This window comes from Streptomyces phaeofaciens, from assembly GCF_014648915.1.
GTDB lineage: Bacteria > Actinomycetota > Actinomycetes > Streptomycetales > Streptomycetaceae > Streptomyces > Streptomyces phaeofaciens.
Map to the genome: position 1 here is coordinate 166,445 of NZ_BMSA01000008.1, position 21,064 is coordinate 187,508.

The 21,064-nt window shown below is 73.8% G+C and carries 21 protein-coding genes; 9 read left to right on the plus strand and 12 right to left on the minus strand.

Annotated features, from left to right (window positions below):
- Window positions 1-53 precede the first annotated feature (53 nt).
- Both IE275_RS16315 and IE275_RS16320 read right to left on the minus strand, forming a co-directional pair.
- Entirely contained in the window at window positions 54-1,940 is a 1,887-nt protein-coding gene (locus tag IE275_RS16315) for a rhamnogalacturonan lyase (RefSeq protein ID WP_189712013.1), read from the minus strand.
- A 39-nt stretch (window positions 1,941-1,979) separates the two neighbouring features.
- Window positions 1,980-2,936: a helix-turn-helix transcriptional regulator gene (locus IE275_RS16320; protein WP_189712014.1), complete on the minus strand. Its 957-nt coding sequence runs from the start codon at window positions 2,934-2,936 to the stop codon at window positions 1,980-1,982.
- A gap of 62 nt (window positions 2,937-2,998) precedes the next feature.
- On the opposite strand from IE275_RS16320, the gene IE275_RS16325 reads away from it, so the two are divergent.
- Complete coding sequence (locus IE275_RS16325) at window positions 2,999-3,478, plus strand: hypothetical protein (RefSeq protein ID WP_189712015.1); 480 nt, start codon at window positions 2,999-3,001, stop codon at window positions 3,476-3,478.
- A complete protein-coding gene (locus IE275_RS16330) occupies window positions 3,475-3,957 on the plus strand; it encodes a hypothetical protein (protein WP_189712016.1) in 483 nt (160 codons plus the stop codon). Before IE275_RS16325 ends, IE275_RS16330 begins: the two co-directional genes overlap by 4 nt.
- Here IE275_RS16330 and IE275_RS16335 read toward each other — a convergent pair.
- Window positions 3,923-4,669 carry a class I SAM-dependent methyltransferase gene (locus IE275_RS16335; RefSeq protein WP_189712017.1) on the minus strand — a complete coding sequence of 249 codons (747 nt, stop codon included), beginning with the start codon at window positions 4,667-4,669 and terminating at the stop codon, window positions 3,923-3,925. The genes IE275_RS16330 and IE275_RS16335 overlap by 35 nt on opposite strands.
- Window positions 4,670-4,703: 34 nt before the next feature.
- Window positions 4,704-5,009, minus strand: a complete 306-nt coding sequence (locus IE275_RS16340) for a 4a-hydroxytetrahydrobiopterin dehydratase (protein WP_189712018.1) — start codon at window positions 5,007-5,009, stop codon at window positions 4,704-4,706.
- 133 nt (window positions 5,010-5,142) lie between these two features.
- Here IE275_RS16340 and IE275_RS16345 point away from each other — a divergent pair, with 133 nt between their 5' ends.
- From IE275_RS16345 to IE275_RS16365, 5 genes are all read left to right on the plus strand, one after another.
- Window positions 5,143-5,970 (plus strand): helix-turn-helix domain-containing protein, encoded by an 828-nt coding sequence (locus IE275_RS16345; RefSeq protein WP_189712019.1) that lies wholly within the window; start codon window positions 5,143-5,145, stop codon window positions 5,968-5,970.
- Window positions 5,971-6,254: 284 nt separating this feature from the next.
- On the plus strand, window positions 6,255-7,118 hold the full coding sequence (locus IE275_RS16350; RefSeq protein ID WP_189712020.1) for a Sco1979 family transcriptional regulator: 864 nt from the start codon (window positions 6,255-6,257) through the stop codon (window positions 7,116-7,118).
- Between the two features lie 90 nt (window positions 7,119-7,208).
- Window positions 7,209-8,003 (plus strand): SAM-dependent methyltransferase, encoded by a 795-nt coding sequence (locus tag IE275_RS16355; protein WP_189712021.1) that lies wholly within the window; start codon window positions 7,209-7,211, stop codon window positions 8,001-8,003.
- Window positions 8,004-8,183: 180 nt separating this feature from the next.
- Window positions 8,184-9,866 carry a right-handed parallel beta-helix repeat-containing protein gene (locus tag IE275_RS16360; protein ID WP_229870264.1) on the plus strand — a complete coding sequence of 561 codons (1,683 nt, stop codon included), beginning with the start codon at window positions 8,184-8,186 and terminating at the stop codon, window positions 9,864-9,866.
- Window positions 9,863-10,270, plus strand: coding sequence for a hypothetical protein (locus IE275_RS16365; protein WP_189712023.1), 408 nt, complete (start codon window positions 9,863-9,865; stop codon window positions 10,268-10,270). Before IE275_RS16360 ends, IE275_RS16365 begins: the two co-directional genes overlap by 4 nt.
- 25 nt (window positions 10,271-10,295) lie before the next feature.
- On the opposite strand, the gene dnaK is transcribed toward IE275_RS16365, so the two are convergent.
- The 7 genes from dnaK to IE275_RS16400 all read right to left on the minus strand — a co-directional run bounded on the left by dnaK (window position 10,296) and on the right by IE275_RS16400 (window position 19,148).
- Window positions 10,296-12,176: a molecular chaperone DnaK gene (gene dnaK / locus IE275_RS16370; protein WP_189712024.1), complete on the minus strand. Its 1,881-nt coding sequence runs from the start codon at window positions 12,174-12,176 to the stop codon at window positions 10,296-10,298.
- A 125-nt stretch (window positions 12,177-12,301) separates the two neighbouring features.
- Window positions 12,302-13,063, minus strand: a complete 762-nt coding sequence (locus IE275_RS16375) for a glycerophosphodiester phosphodiesterase family protein (RefSeq protein WP_189712025.1) — start codon at window positions 13,061-13,063, stop codon at window positions 12,302-12,304.
- A 93-nt stretch (window positions 13,064-13,156) separates the two neighbouring features.
- On the minus strand, window positions 13,157-13,582 hold the full coding sequence (locus IE275_RS16380; protein ID WP_189712026.1) for an OsmC family protein: 426 nt from the start codon (window positions 13,580-13,582) through the stop codon (window positions 13,157-13,159).
- Between the two features lie 68 nt (window positions 13,583-13,650).
- Window positions 13,651-15,450, minus strand: coding sequence for a vWA domain-containing protein (locus IE275_RS16385; RefSeq protein WP_229870265.1), 1,800 nt, complete (start codon window positions 15,448-15,450; stop codon window positions 13,651-13,653).
- The gene (locus IE275_RS16390; RefSeq protein WP_189712027.1) at window positions 15,447-16,508 is read right to left on the minus strand and encodes an ATP-binding protein; all 1,062 of its coding nucleotides are present in this window, start codon (window positions 16,506-16,508) and stop codon (window positions 15,447-15,449) included. The genes IE275_RS16385 and IE275_RS16390 overlap by 4 nt, the downstream gene beginning before the upstream one ends.
- A 77-nt stretch (window positions 16,509-16,585) precedes the next feature.
- On the minus strand, window positions 16,586-18,610 hold the full coding sequence (locus IE275_RS16395; protein ID WP_373299236.1) for a phage holin family protein: 2,025 nt from the start codon (window positions 18,608-18,610) through the stop codon (window positions 16,586-16,588).
- Between the two features lie 136 nt (window positions 18,611-18,746).
- On the minus strand, window positions 18,747-19,148 hold the full coding sequence (locus tag IE275_RS16400) for a hypothetical protein (RefSeq protein WP_189712029.1): 402 nt from the start codon (window positions 19,146-19,148) through the stop codon (window positions 18,747-18,749).
- 85 nt (window positions 19,149-19,233) lie between these two features.
- On the opposite strand from IE275_RS16400, the gene IE275_RS16405 reads away from it, so the two are divergent.
- Complete coding sequence (locus tag IE275_RS16405) at window positions 19,234-20,007, plus strand: MBL fold metallo-hydrolase (protein ID WP_189712030.1); 774 nt, start codon at window positions 19,234-19,236, stop codon at window positions 20,005-20,007.
- Entirely contained in the window at window positions 20,004-20,633 is a 630-nt protein-coding gene (locus tag IE275_RS16410) for a DedA family protein (protein ID WP_189712031.1), read from the plus strand. Before IE275_RS16405 ends, IE275_RS16410 begins: the two co-directional genes overlap by 4 nt.
- Here the strand turns inward: IE275_RS16410 and IE275_RS16415 are convergent.
- Window positions 20,630-21,061, minus strand: a complete 432-nt coding sequence (locus IE275_RS16415; protein ID WP_189712032.1) for an ankyrin repeat domain-containing protein — start codon at window positions 21,059-21,061, stop codon at window positions 20,630-20,632. The two genes, IE275_RS16410 and IE275_RS16415, sit on opposite strands and share 4 nt — an antisense overlap.
- Window positions 21,062-21,064: the final 3 nt, after the last annotated feature.

Sequence of the window (21,064 nt, forward strand, 5' to 3'; positions counted from 1 at the left end):
GACAGGCAGGCCGCGATCAGTTCAAAACCCAAACGTTCGAGCAGGTCAGAGCCTCACGGCGTGTAGACCGCCGGCCGCGGGGCCGTCGCCATGCCGTTGCCGAGGAAGTAGCTCGGGTGGGGCGGCTGGTTGTAGGCGGTGTTCTGCCAGGCCAGGCCGGTGCGGTACATCGTGTCGTGGAGCAGGGTGGTGATCCTGGTCGTCGTCTCGTACGGCGTCGAGTAGATCCGCAGCGCCGTGTTGTCGCTGGTCGGCCAGACGACCTCCTCGCGCCAGTCGCCGAGGATGTCGCCGGACAGGGACGGGGTCGCCTTGGTGCTGTTGTTGGAGTGGACGCCCGAGCCGGTCAGCAGGCGGGTGTCGGAGGATGTGCCGTACTTGTCGATGTGGGTGCCGTCCAGGAGTTCACGGACGGTGTCGCCGTCCCACCAGGACAGGAAGTTGACGGAGGACGGCTCCCGGCCCTTGGTGGCGCCGGCCTCGTCGCGGACGGAGGTGTCCGAGGCGGACCAGACCTCGGCGCCGTCGTTGCCGGCCCAGATGTCACCGGCGACGCCGCGGCCGTTGTCGCAGCAGGAGGCCAGGGACCAGTCGACGGTGCCGTCGGCCGGGTCGATGTACAGCTCGGCGGGCTGACTCGACGACTCCGAGACCTTGAAGTACTCCAGGCCGGCGTGCGAGGGGTCCAGGTCGCCGAGGTGCTGGGCGTCGCCGTGGCCGGTCTTCGTCGTCCACAGGCCGCTGCCGTTGTCGTCGACCGCCATCGCGCCGTAGACGATCTCGTCCTTGCCGTCTCCGTCGACGTCCCCGACGGAGAGGCTGTGCGAGCCCTGGCCGTCGTAGCCCTTGCCGCTGTTGGTGGAGGAGTTGGTGTCGAAGGTCCAGCGGCGGGTGAAGGCGCCGCCGCGCCAGTCCCAGGCCGCGACGACGGTCCGCGTGTAGTAGCCGCGGGCCATGATCAGCGAGGGGCGGGCGCCGTCCAGGTAGGCCGTGCCCGCGAGGAAGCGGTCGACACGGTTGCCGTAGGAGTCGCCCCAGGAGGAGACCGTGCCGCGGGCCGGGACGTAGTCGACGCTCTGCATCGCCTTGCCGGTCTGGCCGTTGAACATGGTGAGGTACTCCGGGCCGGACAGGACGTAGCCGCTGGAGTTCCGGTAGTCGGCGGAGGAGCTGCCGATGACCGTGCCGGTGCCGTCGACCGTGCCGTCGGCGGTCTTCACGGCGATCTCGGCCTTGCCGTCGCCGTCGTAGTCGTACACCTGGAACTGGGTGTAGTGCGCGCCGGAGCGGATGTTGCGGCCCAGGTCGACGCGCCACAGGCGGGTGCCGTCGAGCTTGACGCCGTCGAGGATCGTGTTGCCGGTGTAGCCGGACTGGGAGTTGTCCTTGGCGTTGGTCGGCTGCCACTTCAGGACGATGTCCAGGGCGCCGTCGCCGTCGAGGTCCCCGACGGAGGCGTCGTTGGCCTCGTAGGTGTAGGCGACGCCGTCCGGGGTGGTGCCGCCGGTCGGCGGGGTGATCGGAACGTCTTTGTAGCCGGTGCGGAACTGGACCGCGTGCACGGAGTCGGCCTGCTCCACGCCGTTCACGATCGCGCGGACGGTGTAGTCGGCCTGGGCCGGGGCGCCGGAGTGGAAGTAGTTCGTGGAGCCGGTGACCGGGGTCGCGTTGACCTTGGTACCGGCCCGGTAGACGTTGAACGAGACGCTGTCGGGGTCGGTGCCGAGCCAGCGCCAGCTGACCAGGTTGCCGCTGTCGGTGTGGACGCTGACCACGCCCCGGTCGAGGGTCTCGACCTGACGGGCGGTGGCCGCCTCGGCTCTGCCGGAGCCGAGTGCGGTGAGCCCGGCGGCGACGAGGGCCGTGGCCGCCGTCGCCGCCGAGAGGAGGGCTCGGCGGCGGTGCGGGTGGGGGTGCGCGTGCGGATGCGGGTGCTGCACGGGACGAACCTCCAGAGAGGACGGACGGGTTCCGCCCTCTCAGTCGCCACCGGCTTCGGCCACGTTGCCGTATCTTTCGGCCAACTCGGCGACGGTGCGGGCGATGCGCCGGCGCAGCTCGGCGGGTTCCAGGACCTCGACGCCCGTGCCGAGCCGCAGGAACTCGCCGTGGGCCTGCTCCACGGACTCGATGGGGACGGTGGCCCGCACCCAGCCGTCCGGGCCGGCGGGCTCCTCGGCCGTCACCGGCCGTCCGAGCGTCACGCCCGGCGCCAGCCGCACCACGGCCCGCGTCGTGTGCAGCCGCTGGTGGAAGTCGCGCTGGTGGGCGGTCCAGTAGGCGGCCAGGTCGAAGCCGTCCGGGCGGGTGAACCCCTCTTCGAGGGCGTCGAGTTCGAGGATCTGGTCGACGCGGAAGGTGCGCGGGCCGGGGCCGGCGACGACGTACCAGCGGCCCGCCTTGAGGACCAGGCCGTACGGTTCCAGTCGGCGGCGCACATCGGTGGGCTCGCGCCAGCGGCGGTAGATGACGTCCAGGACTCGGTTGTTCCACACGGCGTCCGCGACCGCCGGCAGATGCGGCACCTCGTCGGCGCCCGCGTACCAGCCCGGCGCGTCGAGATGGAAGCGGCCGCTGATCCGGTCGGCGTGCTCGCGCAGCGGTTCCGGCAGCGCGGCCCGCAGCTTCAGCCGGGCGGCGGCCAGCACCGGGCCGAGGCCGAGGTCGGCGGCGGGGCCGGGCGCCCCGGCGAGAAAGAGGACCTCCGCCTCGGCCGCGGTGAGGCCGGTGAGGCGGGTGCGGTAGCCGTCCAGGAGCCGGTAGCCGCCCGCGTGCCCGGCGTCGCCGTACAGCGGGACGCCCGCGGCGGCCAGCGCCTCGACGTCCCGGTAGACCGTACGCACGGACACCTCCAGCTCCTCGGCGAGCTGGGCGGCGGTCATCCGGCCCCGGGTCTGGAGCAGGAGGAGGATCGATACGAGTCGGCCGGACTTCATCCCTGCAGAATCCCAGACTTCACTGCCAGAAGGTGTCAGTGAAGGCGTCTTAGCGTCCCGCCATGAGCTTCGCCGAGAAACTGCTGACCGTACCGCCGCCCATCGAGGTCGCCGGCCGGCACATCAAGCGCTACCACGTCACCGCCGACCCGGCGGGCATCGCGCCCGAGGTGGAACGGGCGGCGTACGCGATCCTGCCCGAGCTGCTGCCGGAACCGGACGGCACCCCGCCGGCCACGTTCGTCGTGCTGCACCGGGGCGGGGACACCGGCGCCTACCTCAACGCGTACAGCTGGGTGTGGGACAACGTGCTGCACTTCCGGGGCGCGGCGGCCGGCCAGCCGGTGCTGGGCTGCCCCGACGTCGACCCCACCCACTTCGTCCGGCACGACCTGCCGTGGATCGGCTGCGTCTGGGAACTGCCGCCCGTCCTGCACGAACGCGACGCCTGGGTCCGGCACCTGCTGGCCCCCGCCGCACCCGACCTCCAGGCCTACGTGGCCGACACCCTGCCCGACGGAACCACGGGAGACCGCGCATGAGCAGCCCGCACGACTTCGACTTCCTGCACGGCGACGTCTGGCACATCGCCAACCGCCGCCGCACCGACTTCCTCGACCCCGACGGCACGTGGGAGGCGTTTCCCGCCACGGCCCGCTGCCTGCCGCTGTTCGACGGGGCCGCGAACCTCGACGAGATCGACATGCCGCACCTGGGCGCCAAGGGGCTGACGCTGCGGCTGTTCGACCCGGCCCTGCGCACCTGGTCGCTGCACTGGTCCTCCAGCACCACGGGAACGCTGTTCCCGCCGGTGGTCGGCCGCTTCGAGGACGGCCACGGTACCTTCCACGGCGAGGACACGCACGACGGCAAGGACGTGCGGGTGCGTTTCGTGTGGTCCGGGATCTCCCCCGCCGCCGCTCACTGGGAGCAGGCGTTCTCGGTGGACGGCGGACAGACCTGGGTGACCAACTGGACCATGGCGCTCAGCCGTCCGGCTTCCGGAACGCGCACAGGGTGAACTCCGGTTCCGGGCGCGGGCGTTCCTGGTCGGGGAGGGCCGCGAGGCGGGCGGCGAAGCCGTCGGCGAGGGGGTGGCCCGGCGGGAGGGTGACGAACCAGCCCCGGCGCAGGTCGGCGATCGCGCGGCGCGGGCTGCGGCCCTGGCCCCGCCCGGGGAAGCGGGCCTGCCCGGCCGGGAGCAGCCCGCAGCCGGCGGCGTACGCCCCGACCAGGGCGGCCGCGTCGGACGCGGCCCGGCGGGGGCGGGAGGACAGGACGACATCGATGTCGCTGCCCACGTTGTGCGAGGCGCCCTTGTCGACGGTGGTGACGTACACCCCGCCGGGCCGCAGCACCCGGGCGCACTCGGCGACGATCCGCCGTACGTCGTCGGCGTCCTCGACGAGATGCAGCAGCCAGACACTGGTCACGGCGTCGAACTCCCCCTCGGCGAAGGGCAGTCGACGGCAGTCGGCGCGCACGATGGTGCCGGGCAGCCGGTCGGCGGCGTGCCGGGCCATCACCGGGGACAGGTCCACGCCGGTCACCCGCAGACCGGCCCGGCCGGCCGCGAGCCGCCGGGTGACGATGCCCGTGCCGCAGGCGACGTCCAGCAGCCGGTCCGCGCCGGGCGGCAGCAGGCCGAGGACGGCCTCCGCGGCGGCGGCCGCCCGGGGCTCGCCGCCGCGCATGGCGTCGTAGCGTTCGGCTTCCTCGTCGTAGTCCAGCACACGCTCCCCCGTCCCCTCGCCACCGACCCGTGGGTCAGTGCGCTCCGTGCGCCGGCGCCACGTCCTCCACCCGGCGCGCGAGCCCGAAGTCGAGCTCGGTGACCGCGCCGCCCACGCTGTGGGTGTTCACCGTGAGCGCGACGGTGTGGTACCCGAGGGTGATGTCGGAGTGGTGGTCCAGCTCCTCCTGGATCCCCGCGACATGGACGACCAGGGCGGCCGCGGCGAAGTGGGAGGGCAGCCGGTAGGAGCGGGCGAGCCGGTCGCCGTCCAGGGACCAGCCCGGCAGCTCGGCCAGCCGGTCCTCGATCTCCTTCTGCGACAGCGCTTGCACAGCCATGGCCTGGCTCCCTTCGTGGGTGTCGCGTACCTGTCCAGCGTGCCACAGGTGGGCGACGACGGCCCTGGTCAGCTCACCCGCGGCCGCCCGGAGCCCGGGGCATGCGAAAGCCCGTTCGGCTACGGTCGTACGCATGGCCTCTGTCGCGACCGGTACGCACGCCCCCTTCGCCGCCCCCGCCGGCCCGGGTGTCGGCCCGCTGCTGCGGGCCTGGCGGGAGCGGCGGCGGATCAGCCAGCTGGAGCTGGCCCTGCGCGCGGGCTCCTCCGCCCGGCACATCAGCTTCGTGGAGACGGGCCGCTCCCGGCCCAGCGAGGAGATGGTGCTGCGCCTGGCCGAGCAGCTCGAGGTGCCCGTCCGGGAGCGCAACGCGCTGCTCCTGGCGGCGGGGTACGCCCCGCACTACCCGGAGACCCCGCTGGACGACCCGGCCCTCGCCGCACTGCGCTCCGGCGTGGAGCGGCTGATCCAGGGCTACGAGCCGTACCCGGCGCTGGTGGTGGACGCGACGTACGACGTGGTCGCGGCGAACCGGGGGATCCTGATGCTGCTGGACGGTGTCCCCGCGGCGTTGCTGGAGCCGCCGCTGAACGCGATGCGGCTGACCCTGCACCCGCAGGGGCTGGCACCGCGCATCCTCAACCTCCGTGAGTGGCGCGGGCATCTGCTGCACCAGATGGAGCGGCAGATCGCCCTGCACCGCTCGGCACCGCTGCGCCGGCTGTACGAGGAGGTCGCCGCGTACCCGGTGCACCGGGAGGCGGAGGGCGAACCGGCCGAGCCCGTACCGCACTTCGCGCTGCCGCTGCGGATCGAGCACGGGGGGCGGACCCTGTCGTTCGTCTCGTCGATCTCCACGTTCAACACCCCGATGGACGTGACGGTCGCCGAGCTGGCCATCGAGACGTTCCTCCCGGCCGACCCGGCGACGGTCAAGTACCTGCATTCGATGACGGATTGAGTGTCCGTCAGGGGCGCTCGGAGCGCCCGTGAGGACACGCGACGGCAAAAAGATCAGGTTCCGGTCCGGAGTGCGCCGGCCCGGAACCCGATGCGTCCACGATCCCTCCGCCGGGCGCCCCCGTCGATTACCTGCGACGTCATGCCCGTGGCCCCGGCCGGGCCCCCGTAAACGGCGGAACACTCCGCTCCGCACGTGGTGAGGACCTCATTCCGTCTCGGTGAGGCGGCGGCCGGAACATGACACACTGGCCCGCGTGCTTCGACACGTAGGGGAGACGTGGCGTGAGTGAGCGACGGCCCGCACCCACGGTGGGCCAGGTGGTACTCGGCAGACGGCTCCAGGAGCTGCGCGAGGCGGCCGGACTGGGCCGCGAGGAGGCGGCCCGCGCCCTGCGGGTGGCCCCCGCGACGGTCCGGCGCATGGAGACGGCCGAGGTCTCGCTGAAGATCCCGTACGTACAGGTGCTGCTGGAGGCGTACGGCGTGCCGGCGGGCGAGGCGGCGGCCTTCGTGACGCTCGCCGAGGACGCCAACCGGCCGGGCTGGTGGCAGCGCTTCCACGACGTGCTGCCCGAGTGGTTCAGCCTCTACGTGAGCCTGGAGGGCGCGGCCCGGCTGATCCGCTCGTACGAACCGCACTTCGTGCCGGGCCTGTTGCAGACGGAGGACTACGCGCGGGCCGTGCTGGAGGCCGGGACCGTCGGCCGGACCACCCCGGAGGCGATCGAGCGGCACGTGTCGCTGCGCATGGCCCGGCAACGGCTGCTGGACGGCCCCGACCCGCCCCATCTGTGGGCGGTGATGGACGAGACCGTGCTGCGCCGCCCGGCCAGCCTGGAGCCCGGGGTGATGGCCGCGCAGCTCGACCGGATGCTGGAGCTGGCCGAGCGGGACCGCGTCACCCTCCAGGTCGCCCGGTTCGCCGACGGCCCGCACCCGGGGACGTCCGCGCCCTTCTCGCTGTTCCGGTTCGCCGAGCCCGAGCTGCCCGACATGGTCGTCACCGAGTACCTGACCGGCGCCCTGTACCTCGACTCGCGCAAGGAGGTCTCCGCGCACCTGGAGGTCCTCGACCACATGACGACACACGCCGCGTCCGCCCAGCACACCCGGGAGATCCTGCGGGACGTCCGCGAGAGCCTCTGAGCGGCGCCGCCCGTACGCCCCGCCCCGCCCCACGCACCGCAGCCCGCCCGTACGCCCCGTCCCGTCCCGAGCCCGAGGAGAAGACCCCGCATGACCGAGTCCGCAGCTCCCCGCATCGACACCAGCCGACCGCACCCGGCCCGCGTCTACGACTGGTGGCTGGGCGGCAAGGACAACTATCCGGTGGACGAGGAACTGGCCCGGAAGATCCTCGCCGTCGACGGCACCGTCCTGCGCGGCGCGCGGGCCAACCGCCGCTTCATGATCCGGGCCGTACGGGCCGCCGCCGAGTCCGGGATACGCCAGTTCCTGGACATCGGCACGGGCATCCCCACCGAGCCCAACCTGCACCAGGTCGCGCAGGGCGTGGCGGCACGGGCGAGGGTCGTGTACGCGGACAACGACCCGATCGTGCTGCGGCACGCGGAGGCCCTGCTGCACGGCTCGCCCGAGGGGTCCACGGAGTACGTGCACGCCGACGTCCGCGACCTCGACGTCCTGCTCGGGCGGGCGGCCGACTCCCTCGACCTCGCCCAGCCGGTCGCGCTGTCCCTGGTGGCGCTGACGCACTACCTGGACGACACCGCGTACGAGCTGGTCAGGGAGTACGTGTCGAGGCTCGCCCCCGGCAGCTGGCTGATCCTCTCCCAGGTGACCCCGGACCTCAGCCCCGAGGCGATCGAGAAGGCGGCGAACGCCTTCCGGCACAGCGGCACCCCCTTCCACCCGCGGTCCCTCCCCGAGTTCGCCCGCTTCTTCGACGGCCTGGAGCTGCTCGGCCCGGGCCTGATCCCGGTGTCCGGCTGGCGGCCGGACCCCGAGGACGTGGCGATCCAGGCCGAGGGCATCGTCCCGGTGTACGCGGGAGTCGCCCGCAAGCCCTGAGCCCGGCCCCCGGGGGCGCTCCGTCCCGTGACGCCCTCGCCCCGAAGAAAGTCGGGGCCGCGCACGGGCGGCGTCCGGGAGCGCTCCTCCCGCCGGCCCCTCCGGTAGCATCGGCGGCGCCGAAGGATCGACACGTCCGGACGAGCGCCGCGGGGGCAGGCAGGCATGGTCAGGCGGTACGTGGTCGCACCGCACGGAGGCCGGGGCACCTACGGCGACATCGGCTCCGCCCTGCGCTCCGCCGCGCGCGACCGGGCGGCCCGGATCGAGATCAGGCCCGGCCGCTACGAGGAGACGCTCGCCGTCCACGGCACGGTCGAGCTGGTCGCGCTCGGCGAGCCGGGCTCCGTGGTGGTGAGCCCCGCGCAGGGCAGCGCGCTGACCGCCTCCGGGGCGGTGTCCGTACGGGGCCTGGTGCTGGTGGGCCGGGGCGCCGACGCGGTCGACTGCCGGGCCGGCGCCCTCACCCTCGACGGGGTGGAGGTCCACGCCCACGGCGGGGTCTGTGTGCACGCCCGGCGCGGCACCTCGGTGACGCTGACGAACGGTCAGTTCCGCTACGGCCGGGTCCTGTTCGCCGGGGCGACCGGCGTCGTCGAGCGGTGCCGGTTCGTGGACGCCGCCGACAACGCCCTCGCGGTGATCGAGGGCGCCCGGGTCACGGTGCGCGACAGCCGGATCGAGGGCAGCCGGATCCACGGGCTGCGGGTCAGCGACGCGTCGGCCACCGTCACCGGATGCGAGTTCACCCGGATCGAGAAGGCGGCCCTCGCCGCGGACACCCGCGCCGAACTCGTCGTCGCGCACTGCACGATCACCGCCGTCCACGCCGACGCGCTCTACTTCCTCGAACAGTCCCGGGGCCTGGTGCACGACACGCGGGTCACCGACGCGGAGAACGGGATCTCGGTGGAGAGCGGCGCCGACCCGGTGGTGCGGCGCTGCGTGTTCACCGGCTGCCGCGACACCGGCATCAACGTGCAGCCCGCGGGCCGGGGCACGTTCGAGGAGTGCGAGGTCGTCGACGCGGGCGGGGTCTCGGTCTTCTCGACCGGGGGCGCCACGCCGCGGATCGACGGCTGCCGCATCTCGGGCGGCAATGTGGGCGTGGCCGTCATGGACAAGGGCCGGGGCGACTTCGCGCGGATCGACATCGAGCGTCTGACGAGCGTCGCCCTGCGGGTGCGGGACGGGTCCCGGGCCGTGTTCGCGGGGGTGGACGTCCGGCGGTGCGCGGCCGGGCTGGAGGTGCTCGGCGACCCCTCGACGACGGTCGAGCTGACGGACGCGCGATTCGGTGACTGCTCCATGGCCGCGGTGGCCGCCGGCGGCCGGTCCCGGATCGCACTCCGGGACGTCCTCGTCCGGGGCGCGCTGCTGGGCTTCGGCTCCGTCGAGGAGGCCCAGCTGCGCCTGCGCGACTGCGCGGCCGCCGGGGTACGGGTGGGTGCCCTCGCGAGCGGCACCTCGACGTTCGAGGCGCGCGGTCTCGCCGTCACCGACGCGGACGGCGTCGGTCTGCTCGGCCGGGACTCCGCCTTCCTCGACGTGGCCGCGAGCCGGTTCGCCGACTGCGCGGTGGGGATCGCCGCCCAGGGGGAGAGCCGCGGCCGCGTCGCGGACTGCTCCGTGACGGGGACCGGGAACCAGGCCGCGCAGCGCAACGGCCTGATCGAACTGGTGTCGCTCGACACCTCCCTGCCCGTCGTCGAGAGCGCCCCCGAGACGGCCGCTCCCCCGCCCGCGACCGTCGTCAACAACTACTACGGCCCCGTGATCAACGACGCCGTCACCAACTGCCAGTTCTTCTGGAACAACACCCGGGTCATCCAGCGGACCGACCGGAACGGAGCGGACACATGAGCGAGCCGCAGCAGGTGAACAACTACGACGGTCCGGTCTTCCACGGACCCGCCTCGGGCAACGTGTTCGCCTGGAACAACGACAACGTCACCCTGAACCAGCAGAACAACACCTCCGTCGCCCCCGGCTTCGAGGCCCTGGCCCAGCTGGTGACCGACCTGCGCCGGCGGCTGCCCGACGCCGGCCTCGCCGACGCGGACCGGGAGGACGCCGACGCGGCGGCCCAGGAGGTGCTCGCGGAGATCACCGGCCCCGACGCCCCCGAGCCGGGCCGGCTGCGCCGCGCCCTGAACGGCCTCAAGGGAGCCCTCGCCCCGGTCGCGACGGGCGCCGCGGCCGGTGCGACGGTGGGCGCCCAGGAGTGGGCGCAGGAGGCGATCCGGGGTCTCACGGGCCTGCTCTGAGCCGCCGGGACGGCCGGCAGGGCCCTCAGGTGCCCTGCCGGCCGTCCCGTTCGTCGTCCACGATCTCCGCGTCGACGACCTGGTCCTCGTCCTCGGCCGCCCGGTGGTCCTCGGGGGTCCCGGCGTCCTGCGGGGGCCGGGGGCCGGCGTCCTGCGGGGCCTGGGCGTACATCGCCTGGCCCATGCGCTGACTGACCGCGGCGAGCTTCTCGACGCCCGCCTGCAGGGTGGTGGTGTCGGCCTCGCGCTCCAGCAGGTCCTTGAGCTCGTCGGCCGCGGCGCTCACCTCCGCCCGGGTCTCGGCCGGCACCCGCTCCTCGTTCTCCCGGACGAACTTCTCTGTCTGGTAGACGAGTTGCTCGGCCTGGTTGCGGGTCTCGGCGGTCTCCCGGCGGGCGCGGTCCTCCTCGGCGTACTGCTCCGCCTCGCGCATCATGCGGTCGATGTCGTTCTTGGGCAGCGCCGAGCCGCCGGTCACGGTCATCTTCTGCTCGCGGCCGGTCGCCAGGTCCTTCGCGGAGACGTGCATGATCCCGTCGGCGTCGATGTCGAAGGCGACCTCGATCTGCGGCACCCCGCGCGGGGCCGGCGGCAGTCCGGTGAGGTCGAAGACACCGAGCTTCTTGTTGTACGCGGCGATCTCGCGTTCGCCCTGGTAGACCTGGATACCGACGGAGGGCTGGTTGTCGGCGGCCGTGGTGAAGATCTCCGAACGCCGGGTGGGGATCGTGGTGTTGCGTTCGATCAGCTTCGTCATGATGCCGCCCTTGGTCTCGATGCCGAGGGACAGCGGGGTCACGTCCAGGAGCAGGACGTCCTTCACGTCACCGCGGATGACGCCGGCCTGGAGGGCGGCTCCGACGGCCACCACCTCGTCGGGGTTGACGCCCTTGTGCGGGTCCTTGCCGGTCAGCTCCCGCACCAGGTCGGTGACGGCGGGCATCCGGGTGGAGCCGCCGACCAGGATGACGTGGTCGATCGCGGACAGCTTCACGTTCGCGTCCTTGACCGCCTGGTGGAAGGGGGTACGGCAGCGGTCGAGCAGGTCGGCGGTGAGTTCCTGGAACTGGGCGCGCGTGAGCCTCTCCTCCAGGTGGAGCGGACCCTGGGCGGTGGCGGTGACATAGGGGAGGTTGACGGCCGTCTCGGAGGACGAGGACAGTTCGATCTTCGCCTTCTCGGCGGCCTCGCGCAGCCGTTGCACGGCCATCTTGTCGTTGCCCAGGTCGATGCCCTGCTGTCCCTTGAACTTCCGCACGAGGTGCTCGACGACCCGCTGGTCCCAGTCGTCGCCGCCGAGGTGGGTGTCGCCGTTGGTGGCCTTGACCTCGATGACGCCGTCGCCGATCTCCAGGAGGGAGACGTCGAAGGTGCCGCCGCCGAGGTCGAAGACGAGGACGGTCTGCTCCTCGCCGCGGTCGAGGCCGTAGGCGAGGGCCGCGGCGGTGGGCTCGTTGACGATGCGCAGCACCTTCAGTCCGGCGATCTCCCCGGCCTCCTTGGTGGCCTGGCGCTGGGAGTCGTCGAAGTAGGCGGGCACGGTGATCACCGCGTCGGTGACGTCCTCGCCGAGATAGGCCTCGGCGTCCCGCTTCAGCTTCTGGAGCACCCGCGCGGACAGCTCCTGGGCCCGGTAGCGGGTGCCGTCCACGGACCCCTGGTCGGGGAACCGCCAGGCCGTGTTCCCCATGTGCCGTTTGACCGAGCGGGCCGTACGGTCGACGTTGGTCACGGCCTGCCGTTTGGCGACCTCGCCGACGAGCACCTCTCCGTTCTTGGCGAAGGCCACCACCGACGGGGTGGTCCTGGCGCCCTCCGCGTTGGCGACGACGGCGGGTTCGCCGCCCTCCAGGACGGCGACCACCGAGTTCGTGGTCCCGAGATCGATCCCGACCGGACGTCCCATCGCTGTCCCCTTCTGCCAGGAGGCCCTCCGCCGGGCCTTGCGCCGGGGAGCCCCGCCCGGCGGCCGTCCGCCCGGGAGGCTTCCGCGCCGCCGGAGTTCCAGGACAGAACGTGAGCGGTCGGCTGTCAATGGGACAGATGTCCCGCCGGGAGCGTGCGGCGCGGTTCCCCGCGCAGTTCCACGGCCCGCCGGGGCCGGTCGGTGACCAGGACGTCCACGCGGGTGTCGGCGAGGAAGGTCCGCAGGCCGGCGTCGTCGTTGACCGTCCAGACCATGGTGAACAGCCCGTGCCGGGCGGCCCGCCGCAGCACGGTGGCGCGGGCGAGGAGCCGGTGCGCGGCCACCCCGTGCGCCCCGCAGGCGCGCAGCCGGCGCAGCGGGAACAGTTCGCTCGCCCGGGTCGCGGCCAGCCGGGCCGCGTGGACCTCCCGGCGGTCGCGGCCCAGGGAGAGCACGGTGCGGACGCCGGGGAAGGCCCGGGTGATCGCGGCGACGGACCGGTCCTCCAGGCTGGTGGCGACGAAGCCGTCCCGGCCGAGCAGGGCGATCGCGCGGTCCATCAGCCGGTGCTCGTAGCCGGTCTCCTTCAGGTCCAGGTGACCCACGAGCTTCCCGGCGACCAGCGCCATCACGTCCTCGACGACCGGGACGGCGTGTCCGGCGCGCAGGCACAGCTCGGCGTGGGTGATGCGGTGCAGGGGCGGTCCGGCGGGGCCGCCGGCGCGGGCGTCGTGGTGGACGACGAGGACGCCGTCGGCGGTGCGCCGGACGTCGAACTCGACGTACTCGGCGCCACAGGCGAGCGCGTCCTCGTACGCCGCCCAGGTCGCGGCGCCGAAGTGTTCGGTGCCTCCGCGGTGGGCGGAGACGGCGGGGCGGGGTGGCACGTCATCGGCTCCCGGGCACGGGGCGGGGCGCACCGGGACCGCCGGAACGCCCCGCCCGGGTGGGCGGGGCGTCCGGCGGACCGGTGGGGCGGGTCAGGCGAGCTTGGCCGACAGGGTGATCGTCGTGCCGGTGAGGGCCTGGCTGACCGGGCAGTTCTTCTTGGCGTCCTCGGCGGCGGCGACGAACGCGTCGTCGTCCAGGCCGGGGACCGTGCCCTCCACGGTGAGGTGGATGCCGGTGATGCCCGTACCCGGCTGGAAGGTCACATCGGCGGAGGTGACGAGCTTGGTGGGCGGCGTGCCCGCGCCGGCCAGGCCGTGCGAGAGGGCCATGGAGAAGCAGCTGGAGTGGGCGGCGGCGATCAGCTCCTCGGGGCTGGTCTTGCCGTTCGCCGCCTCGGCGCGCGACGGCCACGACACCGGCTGCTGACCGATGCCGGAGGAGTCGAAGGTGACGACTCCGTTGCCCTCGAGCAGGTTGCCTTCCCAGACGGTGTGTGCGGAGCGCGTGGTGGCCACGGTTGTTCCTTTCGCGTGGGTTTCCCGTCGGACGGGTTTCCGTGGGTCCCATCCGATCACACTCTCGCTCACCGCACGCGGAACACCGGCCCCCGGGCCGTGAACGGCAGCCGGGCGCCCTGCGGGACCAGGTAGGCGTGTTCGCGCCGGATCCGCAGGACGTCGCACCAGCCGTCGGTGATGACCAGGACGGGTGCGCCGGGCGGGAAGTCGTCGGCGCGGTGGAGCAGGTCGATGCCGGGCTGCAAGGCCGTGCCGCCGCGGCCGTGCACCCGGACCCGGCCCGCGATCTCGGCGACGGGCAGATAGCCGGCGTCGTGCGGTGCGGCGTCGCAGAAGACGACGCGGGCGGCGGGTACGTCGCGGGCCGCGGCGTAGGAGGCGATGGCGCCGAGGGCCTTGCCGAGGAGGGTGCGGTCCATGGATCCGGAGGTGTCCAGGACGACTCCGAACGTGCAGCGGGGCACCTCCTCGGGCGGGAACCAGCGGCCGGCGCGCGGGATGTCGGGGGTGGAGGCCTGGCGGCGGGCGGGCCGGGCGTAGGACCGGACCGGCTGCGGCCGGGGGACGAACTCGTCGAACCAGCGGGCCAGCCGGGCGTCCCAGGGCAGCGGCGGATGGCTGAGGGCGCGGATCTCCTCCACCAGCCCGCCGGGCAGGTATCCGCGTTCCTGCCGCTCGTGCAGGTCGAAGCCGCGGGCCAGGCCGCGGCGGTACAGGCCGTCGAGGTCGACGTGGTCGCGGGGCGGGCCCAGCGGGGTGCCGAGGATGTCGCCGGCGCCCCGGCCGCGCAGGGTGGCGAGGCGGCGCATCCGGCGCAGGTCGCCGGCGATGCGGTCGTAGACCTCCTCGGCGGACAGGCCGGCCAGCTCCGGGTCGTGCAGCAGCCCGTCGGGCATGGTGCCGACCCGCATCTCGCGCAGCCAGCCGTTGATCACGTAGTCGCAGGCGACGTTGAAGAGGTAGGGGTCGCGGGCGCCGCAGCGGTCACCGTGGCGCAGGGCGGCGTGCAGCATCTCGTGGGCGAGGACGAACCGCCACTCCTCTTCGTCGAGGTGGTACAGCGGGTTGACGTAGATCTCGCCGGCCTCGGCGTTGACGGCGGCGATCCGGATGCCGTGGGCGCGGGCGAGTTCGGCGTCGGCGACGAGCCGGATGCCGGCCGCGATGCCGCCGAGCAGCGGGTAGGAGGAGATGAACCAGCTCAGCGCCTGTTCCCAGGGGCGCCTGGGTTCGAGTTCGTCGTGGAGGGAGGCGCGGCGGCCGCCCGCCATGTCCATCGCGGCGGACACGGTCCGGGTCAGGGCGGTGGCGAACTCCAGCTGCCGGTCGGGGGGCTGCCCGCCTCGGCGGGTGTCCCAGGGCACCAGCAGCTGGTCGGGTTCCGGTCCGGCGGTGCCGCAGCGCTGGTTTGCGGCCGGGAGGCCGCTGCGGCGCCAGCGGGCGGCGAGCCGTTCCTCGTCGCCGTCGGGGTAGGTGAGCGGGTGGTGGTCGGGGGCCGTACCCACCGGGAGCGTCAGCAGGAACCGGTTCACGACGGTGCAGCGGGCCGCGAGGTCGTACCGGTCGGGCTGGACGCGGCGGCCGCCGGCGGCCGGGAGGTGGCCGAATCCGAGGTGGAGGGCGGCGTGGGCGAGCGACCAGGCCCACACGGCGGGGTCGGCGACCCGGGCCGGGTGGACGTGCAGGGTGCCGTCGGAGTCGACGCGCAGGAGTCCGTCGCGGGGTGCGAGCACGCAGTCCTCGCCCCGGCAGATACCGAAGGTGACGGCCCTGAGCGCGGAGTTGCCGCGCATCAGCGTCAGGCCCTGGTCGAACGCCTCTTTCGCGAGGTCCCGCTTCTTCTTCGCGCGGTCGGCCCCGCTCACCGCCGCGCCTCCACCAGCCGGGGCATGTCCCGGGCCGCCTCCACCAGGAACCAGGCGGGCAGCACGGGGTTGCCGTCGGCGTCGGAGGCGATGACGGTCTGGGCGACCTCGACGGAGATCTCGGCGAGCTGCACGAGCAGCGACTTGGCGCGGTACGCGGTCTGCCGGCCGTTCGCCGACATGTGTTCCCTGGTGGCGGGGAGTTCCTTGACGAGCCGGCCGCGGAACGAGTCGGCGAGGTAGTAGAGCAGGTCGCGGTCCTCGACGCGGTGCGGCCAGGAGGCTTCGCCCTTGAGGACGGCGTCGATGCCGTACCGGCTGCGGACGATCTTGACGTAGCCGCAGAAGGCGGTGGCGTGCGTGGGCGTCAGCGTGCCGTGGGCGAGGACCCTCAGGGTGTCCTCGTCGAGGCCTTCGCCGAAGGAGTACAGGGCGTCGGAGAGCATGTGCCAGGAGCGGGGCGTCGAGAACGGCTCCTCGGTCTTCGGCGGCTTGGACCACAGGTGGTCGGGGCGGTCGGTGAGATGGTCGAGGATCCACGGGTGGATGCCGTGGCCCGCCGCCCAGGCCAGCCAGTCCCTCGGGGAGGCTTCCAGATGGATGTGGGCGAGGCGGTTGACCAGCGCGGAGGCGATCGGCCGGGCGAGCGCGTTGTCGGTGGCCCGGTTGCCGGCGCCGATCACGATCGAGCCCGCGGGCAGCTGGTAGCTGCCGATCCGGCGGTCCAGGATCAGCGAGTAGAACGCCTTCTGCACGTCCGGGGTGGCCGCGTTCAGCTCGTCCAGGAACAGACAGTACGGCTCGTCGCGGGCGATGGCCTCCGGCGGGCAGAACACCGACCGGCCGTCGCGGATCTGCGGGACGCCGATCAGGTCCTCCGGTGCCAGCTGGGTACCGAGCAGGCTCACACACTCCAGGCCCAGCGACTCGGCGAACTCCCTGACCAGCGAGGACTTTCCGATGCCGGGTGCGCCCCAGAGGAACACCGGGCGCACGGGGGCGAGGCCGAGGAGGAGTTCGGGGACGCGGGCGGGGGTGACCGTGACGGCTGCCTGCAAGGCAGGGGCTCCTTGGGGCTTTCGGGGAGAACGACACCGTCAGTGTGTGGGTACGGTCCCGTGGCCGCAGCCTATTTTCAGGCGGCCCGCTCCTCCGGCGCGGTCTCCAGCGGCACCTGGGGCCCGTCGGACTCGCGCAGCCAGCGGCGCAGCACCTGGTGGACGTGTTCGGCGCCGGCCAGCGCCTCGCCGTCCGCGACGGGCACGGACAGGGCGAGCGGGGACAGCAGGAACGGCCGGGACTGGGCGCCGCCGAGGCCGCCGTGGGAGCCGATCTGCTCCTCGAAGGCGAGGACCTCGCCGTCCGCCGGGTCGTGGAAGGAGTTGACCATGATGTCGGCGGTGTGCGGGAAGCCGTGGGTGCGGCGTACGGCGTCGGCGGCGCCGGGCCCGAAGGCGGCCAGCGGGCCGGGCTCGTCGTCGAGCCGGTCCAGCGGGATCGCCGCGCCGCCCGCGCCGAGCACGAGCCCGCCGTGCTCCTCGCTGCGGACCAGCAGGAAGCCGATGCCCGGGTGGTTGGCGAGGGTGGGCAGCAGGGCGGGGTGGCGGGCGTCGATCTCCTCCTTGCTCATCCGGTGCGGCACGTCCGGGAAGGAGATCAGGCCGAGGTTGCCGGAGGCCAGCACGATCGGCTCGGAGCGCCGGCGGGACGGCCGGTGGCGTTCGCCGCCCTCCTCGACGGGCCGGCGCAGCGCGGCGCGTACGGCGGCGCGGGCCTCGGCGCCGCTGTGGGTCCTCTCGGCCTGGCGCGGCACGGGCAGTCCGCAGCCGGCCCGGACCAGGTCGCCGAGGGTGAGTCCGTAGCGGGCGTGGAAGGTCTCGCCGGGGCTCTGCCCGTGGTCGGACAGGACGACGATCCGGTACGGGCGCGGGGCGTGCTCGGCGACCTTCTCGATCAGGGCGAGCGCCCGGTCGAGGCGGCCGAGGACCTGTTCGGTGTCCCGGCCGAGCGGTCCGGAGTGGTGCGCCACCTCGTCGTAGGCGACCAGGTCGGCGTAGACGGCGCTGCGGCCGGCGAGCAGGTCGCCGGTCACGGCCGCGACGACGACGTCCCGTTCGACAACGGTGGCGAAGGCGCGCACCAGCGGGTAGAGACCGCCGCGTTTCACGCGCGGGCGCTCCTTGCGCAGCCGGGCGCGGGTGGACTGGACGATCTCGCGGGCCACCTCGGCGCCGAACGACAGGACGGTGCGCACGGCGTTGGCGGGGTCGGAGAAGTAGGCGAAGTAGCCGGCGCGGGAGCGGGTCTCGCGGCTGCGCCGCCGGGTGGCGATGGACAGGACGAGGGCCTGTTCGTCGGCGCCGCCGCTGAAGAGGTTGCCGCGGCTGGCGCCGTCGACGGTCAGCAGCCCACCGTCACCGGTGCGCACGACGGCGCGGCGCTGGAGTTCGACGGCGCTGGTGGGGCGGTTGCAGACCATGACCTCCCCGGTGTCCTTCTCGTACCAGCGGAAGGCGGGGACGTCGTGGTTGCTGCCGTGCAGGATGCCGAGCTGGCTGGCGCCGGTCTGGCTGGACCAGTCGGTGCGCCAGGGGGTGAGCCGGTGGGTGGGGCGCCCGCCGGGCCCCTCCCCCAGCCACTTGGCGACCGTCGGCATCAGCTCCTTGCGCACGGCCGCGGCCAGCACGTCGTGGCCGACGCCGTCGAGCTGGAGGAGGACGGTGCCGGGGGCGGACGGGCAGGGCGGTCCGCCGCGGCGCCGGCGGTCGGCGAGGCGGTACAGCCGGCGGCGGTAGGCGTCGTCGTCGCGCACGGCCAGGGCGGCGCCGGTCGCGGAGGCCACCGCCGACATCACGGCGGCGACGATGACGGCGGTCTCGGGCGCGGCCTCGGTCTGCCCGGACGGGGTCAGCCGCAGGGCGATCAGCAGCAGGGAGCCGTTGAGGAAGAACACCAGCAGGCCCAGGACGAACGCCGGCACGAGCAGCAGCAGCCGGACCAGCAGCGGCCAGACAAGGGCCGACAGAAGTCCGAAGACACCGGCGCCGACGGCCGCGGTGACGGCGATGGTGGTGGCGCTGTCGCCGTCGGCGGACTGGAGGCGGAAGTCCGGCAGGATCCCCGCGAGCACCAGCATCGTCAGGGTGGAGACGGCCCACACCGTGAGACTCCGCCCGACCTGGCTGACGGCCCGCCGCCACCGCACCCCACGCACGCCCCGTCCACCTCACGTTCCGGCCCCATGCCCGCGGGGGCCGTCCCCCACCCTGTCACACGGCGCCGACGGCCACCCTCGGTCAGCGGCCGTCGTACCCGGCGGTCGGCATCGACAGGCGCCGGTGCACCCGGGCCTTCATCTGCGCGTCGTAGGCGGGTTCGGCGTAGCCGACGGTCTCCACGCGCACCCCGCGCCGGGAGCACTCCTCGGTGAACTCCTCGACGTCCGACAGGGCGCTCTCCAGGACGCGGCGGCTGGGCGCGACGAACAGGTCGACGCCGGGGCGGACGCCGTCCCACAGCACGCAGTGGTCGGCGCGCAGCCCGCGCACCAGCAGCTCCCGGCTGACCACGTAGCCCCGCTGGGCCGCCCAGCGGGCGCACATGGCGTGCTGGCTGCGGGAGTCCACCAGGAAGGGATCGGCGTCCAGTTCCTCGAGCGGCGTCAGACTCGCGATCGCCGTGACCCGCACCGGTCCCATGGCGTCCCCCCTCACCTCCGGGTTTCGCCGCCGACCCTACTCCTGCCCGTAGGCTTCGGGGGAGTCGCGCGAAGGAGGCAAAGAGGTGCCGGTGGAGATCACCTGGTGGGGCCACGCGACCTGCACGGTCGAGGATTCGAACGTGCGCGTGCTGACCGACCCTCTGTTCGCCCGCCGCCTCGCCCACCTGCGCCGCCGCCGGGGTGCGCCGCCCCCGCCGGAGGCCTGGCGCGCGGACGTGGCGCTCGTCTCCCATCTGCACGCCGACCATCTCCATATGCCCTCGCTGGCGCGCCTTGCGCCGGGCACGCGCCTGCTGGTGCCCCGGGGTGCCTCGCGCGCCGTCCCGGCGCTGCGCCGGCTGCGCCATCTGCGGGTCGACGAGATGGCGCCCGGTGATGTGGTCACCGTCGACGGCCTGCGGATACGGGCCGTGCCCGCGCGTCACGACGGGCGGCGGCTGCCGTTCGGCCCGCACCGCACCCCGGCGCTCGGGTACGTCGTGGAGGGCGAGGCACGGACGTACTTCGCCGGGGACACCGGCCTGTTCGAGGACATGGCCCGCAGGGTCGGGCCGGTCGAGGTGGCGCTGCTGCCGGTGGGCGGCTGGGGGCCGTATCTCGGCGAGGGGCACCTGGACGCGGGGCGGGCGGCGGAGGCGCTGGCCCGGCTGGCGCCGCGCTGCGCGGTCCCGGTGCACTACGGCACGTACTGGCCGATCGGGATGGACGCCGTGCGCCCCCATGAGTTCCATGCGCCGGGCGATGAGTTCGTGCGCCTCGCGGCGGAGCGTGCGCCCCGGGTGGCGGTGCACCGGCTCGGGCACGGGGAGAGCGTGCGCCTGGAGGTCGCGCGGTGAGATGGTGGCTCGCCGCGGCCGCGACGACCGTGCCGACGCAGTCCACGCAGCAGGCGCTCGGCTATCCCTCGCTGTTCCTGCTGGTGCTGATCGGGGCGCTGGTGCCGGTGGTGCCGACGGGGGCGCTGGTGAGTTCGGCGGCGGTGGTGGCGTTCCATCAGGCGGCGCCGTTCTCGATGGCGATGGTGTTCCTGACGGCGTCCCTCGCCGCGTTCTGCGGGGACGCGGCCCTGTACTGGCTGGGGCGGCGGGGCATGCGTTCCCGCAACGGCTCGCGCTGGCTGGAGGCCATACGGTCGCGGGCCCCGGAGGAGCGGCTGGCCCAGGCGCAGGAGAAGCTCGCCGACCACGGTACGACGGTGCTGGTGCTGTCCCGGCTGGTGCCCGCGGGCCGGATCCCGGTGATGCTGGCCTGTCTGCTCGCCGACTGGCCGCTGCGCCGCTTCGTACGCGGCAATCTGCCGGCCTGTCTGGCCTGGGCACTGGCCTACGCGCTGATCGGCATCCTCGGCGGCTCGCTGTTCCCCGAGCCGTGGCAGGGCGTCGTCGCCGCGGTCGCGCTCACCGTGCTGATCAGCGCGGCCCCGAGCCTCTGGCGCAGGCTGCGGGGGACCCGCGCCGCCTAGGGCGAGGGCATCCTGCGGACGGCTCCCGCGGCGACGAGTACGGCGGCCGTCTCCGGATGGGGGCCGCGGTCGGCCCACTCCAGGGGTGTCCAGCCCGTGCCGTGGTCCTCGGGCAGGTTCGGGTCGGCGCCGCCGGCCAGCAGAACGCGCACCGTCCCGGTGTACCCCCAGCAGGCGGCTCCGCACAGCGGCGTGCCCTCCGAGCCGCGCCCGCTCTCGGTGTTCGGGCGGGCCCCGGCCGCCAGGAGCAGCCGGGCGATCTCGGCGTCCCCCTGCACGGAGGCCTGGTAGAGCGGGGTGGTGCCGTCGCCGTCCGCGTGGTCCGGGTCGGCCCCGGCCCGCAGCAGCGCCCGCACCCGGGGAGCGTCGCCCAGCAGGGCCGCCGTGACGAGGTGCCGGGCGGCCTTCTTGCGCTTGCGCCGGTTCATGAG

Coding starts and splice junctions, on each gene's coding strand:
- IE275_RS16330 (WP_189712016.1), top strand. CDS start 3,475: ATGAGCAGCCCGCACGACTTCGACTTCCTGCACGGCGACGTCTGGCAC.
- IE275_RS16355 (WP_189712021.1), top strand. CDS start 7,209: ATGACCGAGTCCGCAGCTCCCCGCATCGACACCAGCCGACCGCACCCG.
- IE275_RS16400 (WP_189712029.1), bottom strand. CDS start 19,148: ATGGGACCGGTGCGGGTCACGGCGATCGCGAGTCTGACGCCGCTCGAG.
- IE275_RS16365 (WP_189712023.1), top strand. CDS start 9,863: ATGAGCGAGCCGCAGCAGGTGAACAACTACGACGGTCCGGTCTTCCAC.
- IE275_RS16415 (WP_189712032.1), bottom strand. CDS start 21,061: ATGAACCGGCGCAAGCGCAAGAAGGCCGCCCGGCACCTCGTCACGGCG.
- IE275_RS16345 (WP_189712019.1), top strand. CDS start 5,143: ATGGCCTCTGTCGCGACCGGTACGCACGCCCCCTTCGCCGCCCCCGCC.
- IE275_RS16320 (WP_189712014.1), bottom strand. CDS start 2,936: ATGAAGTCCGGCCGACTCGTATCGATCCTCCTCCTGCTCCAGACCCGG.
- IE275_RS16340 (WP_189712018.1), bottom strand. CDS start 5,009: ATGGCTGTGCAAGCGCTGTCGCAGAAGGAGATCGAGGACCGGCTGGCC.
- IE275_RS16325 (WP_189712015.1), top strand. CDS start 2,999: ATGAGCTTCGCCGAGAAACTGCTGACCGTACCGCCGCCCATCGAGGTC.
- dnaK (WP_189712024.1), bottom strand. CDS start 12,176: ATGGGACGTCCGGTCGGGATCGATCTCGGGACCACGAACTCGGTGGTC.